The sequence below is a fragment of the Micromonospora sp. NPDC023737 genome (genome assembly GCF_040639715.1).
Classification (GTDB): domain Bacteria; phylum Actinomycetota; class Actinomycetes; order Mycobacteriales; family Micromonosporaceae; genus Micromonospora.
Genome location: NZ_JBFAAL010000005.1, coordinates 242299 through 255016 on the forward strand (window position 1 = coordinate 242299; position 12718 = coordinate 255016).

Consider the following 12718-nt stretch of genomic DNA (forward strand, 5'->3'; position numbering starts at 1 on the left):
GGGCGCGGCCGGTGTCGAACCGGATGGCGCAGCTCCTCGGTGCGGGTCTGGTCGCCGGTCTTGGACGGAACCGGCGGGATCATCCGGAGTACGCTTTCCGGAGGCGCGGCTCCGGTCAGTTCCGGAGGGGTGCCTCCACCAACTTAGCGGAGGGGTGCCTCCGGTTGCAACCGAGGGAGGGTGACGTGCGCCATGGCCGGCACTGGTGAGCTGGGGGAATACCTCGCGCGGCGTCCCAAGCGCGCCGACGCCCAGCGCAACTACGACGCGTTGGTCGCCGCAGCCCGGGAGGCCTTTGCCGAGGCTGGCGTGAACGCGTCACTGGAGGAGATCGCCCGGCGGGCCGGGGTCGGCATCGGCACCCTCTACCGGAACTTCCCGAGCCGTCGCGAACTGTTCGAGGCGGTCTACGTCGACGAGGTCCAGGCGCTCAGCCGCTCCGCGGCGGACATGGCGCACCTGCCCCCGTGGGACGCGCTCGTCGCCTGGCTGAACCGGTTCGTCGCGTACGCGGCCACGAAGCGGGCGCTCGCCGAGGAACTGGCGCACGACTCCGAGGTCTTCCGCCGGTGCCGCGCCGAGATCTACGCCGCCGGCCAGCCCATGATGCGGCGCGCCCAGGAGGCCGGCGTGGTCCGCCCGGACGCCACCTTCGACGACGTACTCCGGCTGATCAGCGGAATCGTCGCGTTCCAGTTCCCCGAGCCGGGCCAGCGGGACCGGGTGCTGGCGATCGCCCTGGACGGGCTGCGCTACCCGCCCACGCTCGCCTGACGCGACCTCGCCGGACCCGACCGGCCGACCGCTCATGTCGGTTGGCCGACCGAAGCGTCCGACGGGTCTCAGATCGTCTCTCCGGGCCGGAGTACCGGCCGGTCGTACGGAGCGCCGCCGAGGCGGGCTTCGGACGACCGGCCGGTCCGGGTCGTCGTGACCGTCCGGTCAGGTGGCCTTGGCCAGCGCCTCGAACTCGGCGTCGGTGAGCTTCACCTCGGCCGCCGCGACGTTCTCGTCCAAGTGCGCGACGGAGGACGTACCCGGGATCGGAAGCATCACCGGCGACCGGCGCAACAGCCAGGCGAGCGCGAGCTGCGCGGGCGTCGCGCCGTGCTCGGCGGCGATGGCGTCCAGCGGCCCACCGGGGCGGGCGAGGTTGCCCGTCGCGATCGGGAACCAGGGGATGAACGCGAGATCGTTGCGCTCGCAGTACTCCAGCACGTCCTCGAAGTGGCGGTCGGCCAGGTTGTACAGGTTCTGCACCGACACGATCGGCGTGATCTCGCGGGCCGCCTCGACCTGCTCGACGGTCACCTCGGAGAGACCGATGTGCCGGATCTTCCCCTCCTGCTTGAGCAGCGCCAGCTCGCCGAGCTGATCGGCCAGCGGCACCGTCGGGTCGATCCGGTGCAGCTGGTAGAGCGGGATGCAGTCCAGGCCGAGGTGGCGCAGGCTCAGCTCGCACTGCTGGCGCAGGTACTCCGGCCGGGCGAGCGGACGCCAGTCGCCGGGCCCGGCCCGGGTGAAGCCGGCCTTGGTCGCGATGACCAGGTCGTCGGCGTACGGGTGCAGCGCCTCGCGGATCAGCAGCTCCGAGACGAACGGTCCGTAGGAGTCGGCGGTGTCGATGAACGTCACACCGAGCTCGACGGCTCGGCGCAGCACCCGGACCGCCTCGTCCGGGTCCTTCGGATCGCCCCAGACGCCCGGTCCGGTGAGCTGCATCGCCCCGTAGCCGAGGCGATCGACCTGGAGGTCGCCACCGATCCGGTAGGTGCCGGCGGCCTTCGCGGGCCGCTTATGGGCGTTGTCTGCCATGTGTTCCCCTTGTCGCGTCACGCTTCGTACGCCAATCTAGCCGCCGCCGTGGGCGTCCTCGCGGCGAACGTCCGTCCGGACGGGATGCGCCACCGGGCAGGCGCCATGCGCCCAGGGCAGGCCTGACGGCTCGGGAGGAACGAGGCGGCCCCGGCCGGATTGGCCGAGCGTCGGCCACGCCGCCACCACCCGTGCGACGCTGAGCCCGTGCCGGTCGTGTCGACCCGGGTCGGGTCGGCCGGCGACGCCACGGCGGGAGGGGCTGCGATGGCGGGTGTGCCGCAGGTCGACTTCGCGCTCGACACCTACGAGTGCATCGTGCTCTACCCCGGCCGGGCCGGGCGGGCGTTGTCGACCCAGACGATCCAGCGGCTGCAGGCCGAGCACGCCGAGCACATGCAGGCGCTGCAGCGGCGCGGCATCGTCCTGGTCTCCGGTTCGGTCGACGGACGCGCACACAGCCCGGACCCGCCGATCGGGTTCGGGCTGGCCCGCACCGGCTCGGTGGAGGACATACGCAGCGTCATGGAGGCCGACCCCGCCGTGCAGGCGGGGCTCTACCGGGTGGACGTGATGACCTTCCTCTGCCCGGCCGGCTCGCTGGAGTTCCCGCTGGCCAAGACGGAGAGCTGACACCGGCCGCGCCAGGCACTCGCCGCGGAGGCGAACGCGGCGGGGTGCGGGAGGACCTGGTAGCCGGTCCGGACAGGGGGCGTACGATTCCGGCGCGCGGTCGCCGTTGCCCGCCAGCCATAACGTTCCCTGATGCGGTTCCACCCGCCGTCTGACGCGCGCCGCGCGACGGTGGAGGATCGGTCCGCAGCCCGCGAGGGGGTCGGCCACCAGCCCGACCCGGAGGAGAGACTAGCCTGATGGGCGTGACACGCCGCGCGAAGATCGTCTGCACTCTCGGCCCCGCCACCTCTTCCCCGGAACGCATCCGGGGGCTCGTAGAGGCCGGGATGAACGTGGCGAGACTCAACTTCAGCCACGGCAGCCACGCCGATCACGAGGCGGTCTACCGGCTGGTCCGGGAGGCGGCCGACTCGGCCGGTCACCCGGTGGCCATCCTGGCCGACCTCCAAGGGCCCAAGATCCGCCTGGGACGGTTCGCGGACGGCCCGTACGAGTGGCGCACCGGTGACTCCGTGGTGATCACCAGCGACGACATCCTCGGCACCAAGGACCGGGTCTCCTGCACCTACAAGAAGCTGCCGCAGGAGGTGAAGCCCGGCGACCGGCTGCTGATCGACGACGGCCGCGTCGCCGTCGAGGTCACCGACGTGCAGGGCAACGACATCCGCTGCCTGGTCACCGAGGGCGGCCCGGTCTCCAACAACAAGGGCGTCTCGCTGCCCAACGTGGCGGTCAGCGTCCCGGCGCTGTCGGAGAAGGACGAGGAGGACCTCCGGTTCGCTCTCGGCCTCGGGGTCGACATGATCGCCCTGTCGTTCGTCCGCTCGCCCGACGACATCAAGCGCGTGCACACCATCATGAACGAGGTCGGGGTGCAGCGGCCGGTGCTGGCCAAGGTCGAGAAGCCGGAGGCGGTGGACCACCTGGAGGCCATCGTGCTGGCCTTCGACGGGGTCATGGTCGCCCGCGGCGACCTCGGCGTCGAGATGCCGCTGGACCAGGTCCCGCTGGTGCAGAAGCGCGCGGTGCAGCTCTGCCGGGAGAACGCCAAGCCGGTCATCGTGGCGACCCAGATGCTCGACTCGATGATCGAGAATTCCCGCCCGACCCGGGCCGAGGCCTCGGACGTGGCCAACGCGGTGCTCGACGGCGCGGACGCGGTGATGCTCTCCGGTGAGACCAGCGTCGGAAAGTATCCGGTGCTCACCGTCAGCACCATGGCCAAGATCGTGACGACGACGGAGTGCGGCTCGTTCGCCGTGCCGCGGCTCCAGCACGACCCGCGTACCCACGGCGGCGCGCTCACCATCGCCGCCTCCTCCATCGCCCGGGCCATCGGCGCCAAGGCGCTGGTCGCCTTCTCCCAGACCGGAGACACGGTGCGCCGGCTCAGCCGGTTGCACTGCGACCTGCCGCTGCTGGCCTTCACCCCGGTGCCGGAGGTACGCAACCAGCTCGCCCTCGCCTGGGGCGTCGAGACGTTCCTCATGCCGTTCGTCCAGCACACCGACGACATGTTCCGCCAGGTCGACGAGGCGCTGCTCGGCCTCAACCGGGCCAACCCCGGCGACTACGTGGTGATCGTGGCGGGCAGCCCGCCCGGCACCCCCGGTTCGACCAACACGCTGCGCGTACACCAGCTCGGTTCCTTGGTCGACGCGGCCTCGGCGCGGGCCTTGCAGTGACCGACCCGAAGGTCGTGGTCGGCCAGGCCGCGGTCGACCAACTGCTCGAGGTCCTCGACCTCGAGCAGACCGCCGCCATGACCTTCAAGGGGATGAGCCCGCCCGTCGGGCCGCAGCGGGTGTACGGCGGGCAGGTCGCCGGCCAGGCGCTGGTGGCCGCCGGCCGCACCGTGGATCCGGAGCGGGCCGTGCACTCGCTGCACGGCTACTTCGTCCGTCCCGGAGACCCGGCCGAGCCGATCGAGTACCAGGTGGAGAACGTCCGCGACGGGCGTTCCTTCTCGGTTCGCCGCTCGGTGGCCGTCCAGCACGAGAAGCCGATCTTCTTCATGTCGGCCTCGTTCCAGCGGACGGAGGAGGGGTTGGACCACCAGGCGCCGGCACCACTCGACGTGCCGGCGCCGGACGAGGTGCCGACCATGACCGACCGGCTCGCCCGCTACCCCGAGCGGCTCGGCATCTGGTCCCAGATCCCGCGCCCGATCGACGTCCGCTACGTCGGCGAGCCCGGCTGGGTACGCCCCGGCGACCGGCCGGCCAACCCGCACCAGCGGGTGTGGATGCGCATCGACGGCAAGCTGCCGGACGACCCGCTGCTGCACGCCTGCGCGCTCACGTACGCCTCCGACCTGACCCTGCTCGACTCGGTGCTCTCGGTGCACGGCGAGGTGTGGGGGCCGGGCGGTGTGGTCGGCGCCAGCCTCGATCACGCCCTCTGGTTCCACCGGCCGTTCCGGGCCGACGAGTGGTTCCTCTACGACTGCTGGAGCCCGTCCGCGTCCGGCGCCCGGGGGCTGGCCACCGGGCGGATGTTCACCACAGACGGCCGTCAGATCGCCAGCGCCGTGCAGGAGGGTCTGCTGCGCCGCGTCGGCGCCTGACCGGGGGTTGCCGCCCGGGGGCGGTCCGGGCAGGGCCACTGTGACCTGCCCGATCGGCCGAGGGCGGCGGGCCGGGCGGCTGACCAGCCCGATACCCTTTGCGGCATGCGTCTCTCCGCTCGGGTCGACTACGCCCTCCGCGCGACCGCCGAGCTCGCGGCGACGGCCAACGGGCCGGGGCGGGGACGGCCCGTCACCGCCGACCAGATCGCCCGGGCCCAGGAGATCCCGCCGAAGTTCCTGGAGAGCATCCTGCTGCAACTGCGCCGGGGCGGCGTCGTGCAGGCCCAGCGCGGCCCCGAGGGCGGCTACTGGCTGGCCCGGCCCGCGGACGAGATCTCGCTGGCCGAGGTGATCCGGTTGATCGACGGCCCACTCGCGCACGTGCGCGGCCAACGCCCGGAAGAACTCGGCTACCACGGCGCGGCCCGCGCCCTGCAGGAGGTCTGGATCGCGTTGCGGGCCAGTGAGCGGGAGATCCTGGAACTGGTGACCGTTGCCGACGTTGCCGGTGGCACGCTGCCCCCGCGGGTCACCGAGTTGGCCGCCGATCCCCGCGCCTGGACCTGATCCCACGCCTGCCGCCGGCGCCTCCTGCTGTCGCGCACCTGTCAGCTGTCACATCCGGGTGCCGCACTCGAGGAGTGCGCTGCGGTCCCACGGTTCGCGCTGCCGGTTTCGCCGCCGGCGTCACGCTGCGTGTCGGTGACGGAACGTGCTCGCGCGGCTGGCCCGGCCGACCTCACCCTCGGCGGTTTGCTCTGCACCCACCGAGGCACCACCCGGCTGACCTGCGGCGGAGCGGGGCGAGAGCTACCCCGGGCGACGGGCGTTGGTGACGTGGAGTGACTGGTGCGTATCAGGGTGCAGAGCAAAGGCTGCAGTGAGGAAATCGGCCGCCAAGCAGGAAAGTCACGTCACGTCACGGCCAGCGACGGCCCGAACCGCCACGGAAGGCACCGGGCCGCTGCCGCGGAAGGCACCGGGCCGCTGCCGCGGAAGGCACCGGGCCGTAGCCGCGGAATCCGCACAGCTACGGCCCGGTGCGCCACACCGCGGCATTCCCGACCCGTCCCGACCGGGAATGCCGTACCACCACCGGAGACAAAACTAGGCGTCGTCCGGGTCGCGGGGGTGACGCAAGCGTGAAGATCGTGTTTCAGGCATCCCTCCGCAGGCCGCCGGCGACCTGCTCGGCAACCAGCTCGAACGAGCGGATCCGGTCCTCGATGTCGTACACCATCGTGGTGAGCATCAGTTCGTCCGCGCCGGTGCGCTCCAACAGGTGGGTCAGCTGCCGGCGTACGGTCTCCGGCGAACCGACCGCCTGACCCTCCAGACGCTGCGCCATGAACTCCTGCTCGACCTCGGTGTACGGGTACGCCGCCGCCTCCTCCGGGGTGGCCAACGGTTGCGGTCGGCCGGAACGCAGCCGAAGGAAGGAAAGCCCCGCCGGCCCCGCCAGCCAGTGCGCCCGCTCGTCGGTCTCCGCGCAGAACACGTTCACCGCCACCATGGCGTACGGCTTGTCGAGGAAACGCGAGGGCCGGAAGTGCTGCCGGTACAGCGCCAGGGCGGGCAGAGTGTTCTGCGCGCTGAAGTGATGCGCGAAGGAGAACGGCAGCCCGAGCAGACCGGCCAGCTGGGCGCTGAAACCGCTCGACCCGAGCAGCCAGACCGCCGGCTGCTGGCCCAGACCGGGCGAGGCGATGATCGGTCCGGACTCCTCCCCGCTGAAGTAGTTCATCAGATCGGTCAGCTCGCGGGGGAACCCCTCGGCCGACAGCCCCTCCATGGTCCGGCGCAGCGCCAGTGCGGTGACCTGGTCGGTGCCCGGGGCGCGGCCGATACCCAGATCGATCCGACCCGGATGCAGCGCTTCGAGCGTGCCGAACTGCTCGGCCACCACCAACGCCGGATGGTTGGGCAGCATCACACCGCCCGAACCGACCCGGATGGACGAGGTCGACGCGGCCAGATGCGCGATCAGCACCGCGGGCGCGGAACTGGCGATCGCCGGCATGTTGTGGTGCTCGGCCACCCAGAACCGGTGGTAGCCCAGCTCCTCGGTACGCCGAGCCAGCTCGGTGGTGTGTCGCAGGGCCTCACCGGCGTTGGCGCCGGCCGCGACGGGGGCAACTTCGAGGACGGAGAGCGGTACGTCGATCACACGCCTGGCCAACCCGGGACGGGTCGGATTTGTTCCCCGAAGCGATTCAACCCACGCCCCGCGCCTGCTCGAAGATCAAGCTCGTCTGGGTGTGCTGCACCGCGGGGTCCACCGCGAGATGGTCGAGCACGAAGTCCCGCAGCGCGTCCGCCGAGGCGGCCCGCACGTGCAGCACGTAGTCGTCCGCGCCCGCCACATGGAACACCGACACCACCCCCGGCAGCAGTACCGACCGGCCCCGGAACGCGTCCACCGCCGGCCGCTCGTGCGCGGTGAGCCGCACCGAGACCAGGGCCTGCAACGGCAGCCCCAGCGCCGCCGGGTCGACCTCGGCGTGGAACCCGCGGATCGCGCCGCTCTCCCGCAACGCCCGAGTCCGCGCGAGACACGTCGACGGGGCAACCCCGACCCGCTCGGCGAGCGCGTTGTTCGGCAGCCGCCCGTCGGCGGCCAACTCGCCGAGAATCGCGCGGTCCACGTCGTCAAGGGCCGAAAACTGCCGCACATCATTCGGAGCAGACGTCATGCCGACATCTTCCACCGAACCCAAACCACATTCCAACAGCCCTCACAGAATTATATTCGGAACTGTTGCGTGGCATCAGCCTTATGTTCGACGCTGTCGCCATGACGACCGTGGACACCCGAGCCGTGCACGCCGGCCGCGACGACCTGAACGCGCTCGGCGTCCACGTGCCGCCCATCGATCTCTCCACCACCAACCCGCTGCCGTCCGTCTCGGCAGGCGGTGACGCCTACGAGAAGCTCGCCACCGGCGGCACGCCCGAAGCCGGTGACAGCCCCGTCTACCAGCGGCTCTGGAACCCCACCGTGGCCCGCTTCGAGACCGCGCTCGCCGACCTCGAAGGCACCGCCGCGGCCGTCGCCTTCGCCAGCGGCATGGCCGCACTCAGCGCCACCCTGCTCGCCGCGACCCGCGACGGCCACCGGCACGTCGTCGCCGTCCGCCCCCTGTACGGCGGCACCGACCACGTCCTCGCCACCGGCCTCCTCGGCACCACCGTCACCTGGGCCCGCCCCGACGAGGTCGCCGCCGCCATACGGCCCGACACCGCGCTCGTCGTCGTCGAAACTCCGGCCAATCCCACCTGCGACCTCGTCGACATCGCCCAACTCGCTGACGCCGCCGGCGACGTCCCCCTCCTCGTGGACAACACCGTCGCCACCCCCGTGCTCCAGCGGCCCGCCCAGCACGGCGCCACCCTCGTCCTGCACAGCGCCACCAAGAGCATCGGCGGGCACGGCGACGTCCTCGCCGGAGTCGTCGCCTGCGACGCCGGCTGGGCCGCCCGGCTCCGGCAGGTCCGCGCGGTCACCGGCGCGATCCTCCACCCGCTCGGCGCGTACCTGCTGCACCGTGGCCTCCAGACCCTGCCCATCCGGGTCCGCGCCCAACAGGCAGCCGCCGAGAAACTGGCCGGCTGGCTCGCCAGCCACCCCGCCGTCGAGCGGGTGCACCACCCGTCCCTGCACGACCCGGCCGGGCTCGTCGGCCGGCAGCTGAACGGCACCAGCAGCCTGCTCGCCATCGAGGTACGCGGCGGCGCGCCCGCCGCCGCCACCGTCGCCGGGGCATGCCAACTGATCACCCACGCGGTCTCGCTCGGCGGGGTGGACACCCTCATCCAGCACCCCGCCTCGCTCACCCACCGCCCGGTGACCGGCGACGCCAAGCCCGCCGACGGACTGCTGCGGATCTCGGTCGGCCTCGAGGACCCGGAGGACCTGCGGGCCGACCTGGAGCAGGCGCTGGCCCTGATCGGCTGACGGCTCGCGGAACGCGGACCAGTTCGTGCCCGGTCAGCACCCGCCGCTGACGTGTCGCCGAGCGCCCCTACGACTTGGGGCCGACGTGCCGGTCGAGGGCGGTGACGGCGTCCCGCCGGGCCACCGAGAGCGAGTTGCGGCGGTTCATCCGCCAGGCGACGCCCAGCAGGTCCAGCGCCCACTGGCAGAGCCCCATGATGTCGGTCGACTCGTTCACGAACATGTAGCGCGGATAGACGTATGCCCGGCCGCGCCGAGTCACCCGGTTGCTGACTCGGCAGCCGTCGGAGTGGAACAACCCTCGTACGAACTCGCCCGGGTGATTGGTAAGAATCCGCTGTTGCCAGTCGGCGAGGAGGATCTGCCGCTCGTGCTTCTTACCCGGTCCGTGTTGGGGGATCAGGCAGGGCCAGTGCTTGCCGTAGCTCTGCACGCCGACGCAGCCTTTCTGCTGAATTCGCTGCACGGAGCCGGCCAGCACCGCCCTCATGGCCTGATCGCACGCGTCTATCAGATCCGGCCAGGCGTCGGCGCAGTAGATGCGTAACACCGGCACTTTCGCGTTCGTGACCAGGTGACCGTCGCCGAGATAGAGGCCGAGCAGGTAGGCGTAGGCTTTTGGATCTGTCGGATTGTCGACCTCGTCCCGACATCGGAAGCATCGCCGTTGCGTGCCGTGGGGCCTCGGATCTGGCCGGTCCCTACACCAGTGCCAGACCGTGGGGTAGGGAAGATCGAAGCTGCGAGCGACCTCCGCCACCGTTCGGCCGGCAAGGTATTGCTCGCGTGCTCGAGCGCGTAGTTCGGGGGGATGCATACGAGCATCGTCGAACAGCTGTACGACAGAAGTGCCGGGAGCGGGACTTGAACCCGCACGCCCTTTCGGGCAGATGCTTTTGAGGCATCCGAGTCTGCCGATTCCTCCATCCCGGCGTCACCCCTGCGCGGGGCGTGGCCCACTGTACCCGACTAGGCTCTTGCGAGAGCATGGGTGGGTAACCGTGCAGAGATGCGACTGGTGGGGGTAGGGCTCGTGGCCGAGACGCAGACGGATGCCGAGCGCAGGCGCGTACTGATCGCCGAGGACGAGGCGCTCATCCGGCTGGACCTCGCCGAGATGCTGGTCGAAGAGGGCTACGAGGTGGTGGGCGAGGCCGGGGACGGCGAGACTGCCGTTCGGCTCGCCGAGGAACTCAAGCCGGATCTGGTGATCCTCGACATCAAGATGCCGATCATGGACGGGCTGGCGGCGGCCGAGCGGATCGCCGGCGCCCGGATCGCCCCGGTGATCATCCTGACCGCGTTCAGCCAGCGGGACCTGGTGGAGCGGGCCCGGGCGGCCGGCGCGATGGCGTACCTCGTGAAGCCTTTCCAGAAGAGCGACCTGGTGCCGGCGGTGGAGATCGCGCTCTCCCGCTACTCCGAGATCGCCGCCCTGGAGGCGGAGGTGGCCGGGCTGACCGACCGCCTCGAGGTGCGCAAGGCGGTGGAGCGCGCCAAGGGCGCCCTGATGACCACCTACGGGATGACCGAGCCGCAGGCGTTCAAGTGGATCCAGCGGACCGCGATGGACCACCGGATGACCATGAAGGAGGTCGCCGAGCGGATCCTCGTCGAGACCGCCGGCGGCGAGGCGCCGCGCCCGGCGTCCTGATCGAGGTACGCCCGGGCGCCGTGTCGGCCGGGCCGCGGTGACGCCTTCCGATCGATGACATCGGATCCGTGTCCGTCCGGCAGGTCACCGTGGTGCTCGGTCTGCTCGCCGCGCTCCTCACCGGCTGCGCGCGGGCGGGGCGGCCCGACGCGACCGGTCGATCCGGGTTGGCGGTCGCTGACGCGTGGTGCCACCCGGCCGGCCGTCTGGTCGAGCGTCGACGGGGTGACCTGGTCGCTGCCGCGGCTGGTGCCGTTGAGCTGCTACGGCCGGCAGCAGCTGCTCCATGCCGCCGCGTGCCGCGCCGCCCGGTTTTCAGCGCTCGGGGGGGGGTGAGCGGTGGCGCGCACGGCGATCCCCGTATCGGCAGCTGGATCGAGGGCGCTGACCGGGTGGTCCGGGAGGCGCCTGCGCTGTTCGAACGGTTCGGCGGGCCGCGGGCGGTGAGCGCGTCCCGGGTGGTGGCCGGACCGCGCGGGTCGACTGGCCGTCGGTTCGCCCAAGGGGAGCGACTGCTGTTGATGGCCGATGGCGGGCGTGGGTCGCACGCCTGGCGGGCGTCGGGTTCGGCGCTGCGCAGCGCCGACGGGGATGGATCCCTTCTCAGCACGTGGAATTGAGGCGCTGGAACGTCTGATGGGGATGTTCTTACAGCGATCGTTTCCGATCCGCCACGCCGTGTAACGGTTCGGTCAACCCGGTCGCTCAAGACTTACGCCACCGCTTCACGGTGGGATAACGTCCGGCCCCAGACCGGAGACGACGGTCGGGTTCGTACGCTCCGCAAGGGCCAATGGCCAGCGGGTGGTTCGAACCATGGGACGGAGGAGGGTTCGGGCCTTGAGGCAGAAGCTCGTACGGGTGCTCGGCGGTGTCGCCGCATTGGCGCTCGCCGTGGGTGGTGCCGCGGCGTGCAAGAGCGACAGCGGCAGCGAGGCGTCCGGTGACGCGTGTGGTTTCAAGATTGTGTTCTTCGGGGCATTGACCGGCTCCGACGCGGCGCTGGGCATCAACGAGAACAACGGCGTGAAACTCGCCCTTGACAAGTACAACAAGGAGAACAAGGACTGCGAGGTCACGCTGCTTCCGCTGGACTCGCAGGGCAGCCCGGACCAGGCGCCGCAGCTTGCCCAGCAGGCCATCGACGACGAGAAGGTGCTCGGGGTCGTCGGGCCGGCGTTCTCCGGTGAGTCGGAGGCGGCCAACCCGCTCTTCTCGGAGGCGGGCCTGGTGCACATCACCGCGTCCGCGACCCGGCCGAGCCTGAGCGACCAGGGCTGGAAGACGTTCTTCCGCTCGGTCGGTAACGACAACGCGCAGGGCCCGGCGGCGGCCAAGTACATCAAGGACGAGCTGAAGGCCGACAAGGTCTTCGTGATCGACGACCAGTCGGCGTACGGCGCGGGCCTGGCCGACGAGGTCAAGAAGGCGCTCGGCAGCGCGGTCATCGGCACGGACAAGGTGCAGGGCGGCGGCAAGCAGACCGAGTTCTCCGGCACCGTGACCAAGGTGAAGTCCTCCGGCGCCACGGCGATCTTCTTCGGTGGCTACTACACCGAGGGTGGCCTGATCCGCAAGGCGCTGACCAACGCGGGTGTCACGGCCACGCTGATCGGGGCCGACGGCATGAAGGACCCGGCCTTCATCGACGGCGCGAGCGATGCGGCCGCCGAGGGCACCATCTTCACCTGCCCCTGCCTGCCGCCGGCCGAGGTGAAGGGCACCTTCGCCGCGGACTACAAGGCGATGTACGGCACGGACCCGGGTACCTACAGCGACAACGCCTACGACGCGGCGAACATCCTGCTGGCCGGCATCAAGGCGGGCAAGAACACCCGTGCCGACATGCTGGCGTTCGTGAAGGGCTACACCGGTGAGGGTGTCGTCGGCTCGTACAAGTTCACCGAGACCGGCGAGCTGGACCCGTCGGCGGTCCAGATCTGGGCCTACAAGGTCGAGAAGGGCCAGATCGTGCCGGTGAAGCGGGTACCGCTGACGTAGTGCCAGAGCGGTTTTGATCGCCAGGTAATCGCTGCGGGTGCGGTCGGGAGCACCATCCCGGCCGCACCCCGGCTTCTCTTCAAGTTCC

General features: G+C 71.0%; 12 protein-coding genes and 1 tRNA gene. 8 read left to right on the forward strand and 5 right to left on the reverse strand.

Features of this window, described 5'->3' with window-relative positions; translation table 11 throughout:
• Positions 1–192 precede the first annotated feature (192 nt).
• Positions 193–774, forward strand: coding sequence for a TetR/AcrR family transcriptional regulator (locus AB0F98_RS14380; RefSeq protein ID WP_357734153.1), 582 nt, complete (start codon positions 193–195; stop codon positions 772–774).
• A gap of 168 nt (positions 775–942) precedes the next feature.
• On the opposite strand, the gene AB0F98_RS14385 is transcribed toward AB0F98_RS14380, so the two are convergent.
• Entirely contained in the window at positions 943–1815 is an 873-nt protein-coding gene (locus tag AB0F98_RS14385) for an aldo/keto reductase (RefSeq protein ID WP_357734156.1), read from the reverse strand.
• Positions 1816–2022: 207 nt separating this feature from the next.
• Between AB0F98_RS14385 and AB0F98_RS14390 the strand changes: the two genes are divergently transcribed.
• From AB0F98_RS14390 to AB0F98_RS14405, 4 genes are all read left to right on the forward strand, one after another.
• Positions 2023–2448 (forward strand): YciI family protein, encoded by a 426-nt coding sequence (locus tag AB0F98_RS14390; protein WP_357734159.1) that lies wholly within the window; start codon positions 2023–2025, stop codon positions 2446–2448.
• Positions 2449–2687: 239 nt separating this feature from the next.
• Positions 2688–4136 carry a pyruvate kinase gene (gene pyk / locus AB0F98_RS14395; RefSeq protein ID WP_076467765.1) on the forward strand — a complete coding sequence of 483 codons (1449 nt, stop codon included), beginning with the start codon at positions 2688–2690 and terminating at the stop codon, positions 4134–4136.
• The gene (locus AB0F98_RS14400) at positions 4133–5017 is read left to right on the forward strand and encodes an acyl-CoA thioesterase II (RefSeq protein ID WP_357734163.1); all 885 of its coding nucleotides are present in this window, start codon (positions 4133–4135) and stop codon (positions 5015–5017) included. The genes pyk and AB0F98_RS14400 overlap by 4 nt, the downstream gene beginning before the upstream one ends.
• Positions 5018–5122: 105 nt before the next feature.
• The gene (locus AB0F98_RS14405; RefSeq protein WP_357734166.1) at positions 5123–5587 is read left to right on the forward strand and encodes an Rrf2 family transcriptional regulator; all 465 of its coding nucleotides are present in this window, start codon (positions 5123–5125) and stop codon (positions 5585–5587) included.
• A 589-nt stretch (positions 5588–6176) separates the two neighbouring features.
• Here the strand turns inward: AB0F98_RS14405 and AB0F98_RS14410 are convergent.
• Together AB0F98_RS14410 and AB0F98_RS14415 are read right to left on the reverse strand one after the other, a co-directional pair.
• Positions 6177–7199 (reverse strand): LLM class flavin-dependent oxidoreductase, encoded by a 1023-nt coding sequence (locus tag AB0F98_RS14410; RefSeq protein ID WP_357734169.1) that lies wholly within the window; start codon positions 7197–7199, stop codon positions 6177–6179.
• Positions 7200–7233: 34 nt separating this feature from the next.
• Positions 7234–7713, reverse strand: a complete 480-nt coding sequence (locus tag AB0F98_RS14415; protein WP_357734172.1) for an Lrp/AsnC family transcriptional regulator — start codon at positions 7711–7713, stop codon at positions 7234–7236.
• Positions 7714–7796: 83 nt separating this feature from the next.
• On the opposite strand from AB0F98_RS14415, the gene AB0F98_RS14420 reads away from it, so the two are divergent.
• A complete protein-coding gene (locus tag AB0F98_RS14420; protein WP_357734174.1) occupies positions 7797–8975 on the forward strand; it encodes an aminotransferase class I/II-fold pyridoxal phosphate-dependent enzyme in 1179 nt (392 codons plus the stop codon).
• A gap of 67 nt (positions 8976–9042) precedes the next feature.
• On the opposite strand, the gene AB0F98_RS14425 is transcribed toward AB0F98_RS14420, so the two are convergent.
• Positions 9043–9465, reverse strand: a complete 423-nt coding sequence (locus AB0F98_RS14425) for a hypothetical protein (RefSeq protein ID WP_357734178.1) — start codon at positions 9463–9465, stop codon at positions 9043–9045.
• Positions 9466–9824: 359 nt separating this feature from the next.
• Positions 9825–9908: transfer RNA gene (locus AB0F98_RS14430), tRNA-Leu, on the reverse strand.
• Between the two features lie 100 nt (positions 9909–10008).
• Here AB0F98_RS14430 and AB0F98_RS14435 point away from each other — a divergent pair.
• Both AB0F98_RS14435 and AB0F98_RS14440 read left to right on the forward strand, forming a co-directional pair.
• A complete protein-coding gene (locus tag AB0F98_RS14435; RefSeq protein WP_076467752.1) occupies positions 10009–10629 on the forward strand; it encodes a response regulator in 621 nt (206 codons plus the stop codon).
• 840 nt (positions 10630–11469) lie between these two features.
• The gene (locus tag AB0F98_RS14440; RefSeq protein ID WP_357734181.1) at positions 11470–12630 is read left to right on the forward strand and encodes a branched-chain amino acid ABC transporter substrate-binding protein; all 1161 of its coding nucleotides are present in this window, start codon (positions 11470–11472) and stop codon (positions 12628–12630) included.
• The last annotated feature ends 88 nt before the right edge of the window (positions 12631–12718 follow it).

Coding starts and splice junctions, on each gene's coding strand:
- AB0F98_RS14380 (WP_357734153.1), top strand. CDS start 193: ATGGCCGGCACTGGTGAGCTGGGGGAATACCTCGCGCGGCGTCCCAAG.
- AB0F98_RS14385 (WP_357734156.1), bottom strand. CDS start 1,815: ATGGCAGACAACGCCCATAAGCGGCCCGCGAAGGCCGCCGGCACCTAC.
- pyk (WP_076467765.1), top strand. CDS start 2,688: ATGGGCGTGACACGCCGCGCGAAGATCGTCTGCACTCTCGGCCCCGCC.
- AB0F98_RS14405 (WP_357734166.1), top strand. CDS start 5,123: ATGCGTCTCTCCGCTCGGGTCGACTACGCCCTCCGCGCGACCGCCGAG.
- AB0F98_RS14415 (WP_357734172.1), bottom strand. CDS start 7,713: ATGACGTCTGCTCCGAATGATGTGCGGCAGTTTTCGGCCCTTGACGAC.
- AB0F98_RS14420 (WP_357734174.1), top strand. CDS start 7,797: ATGTTCGACGCTGTCGCCATGACGACCGTGGACACCCGAGCCGTGCAC.
- AB0F98_RS14425 (WP_357734178.1), bottom strand. CDS start 9,465: ATGAGGGCGGTGCTGGCCGGCTCCGTGCAGCGAATTCAGCAGAAAGGC.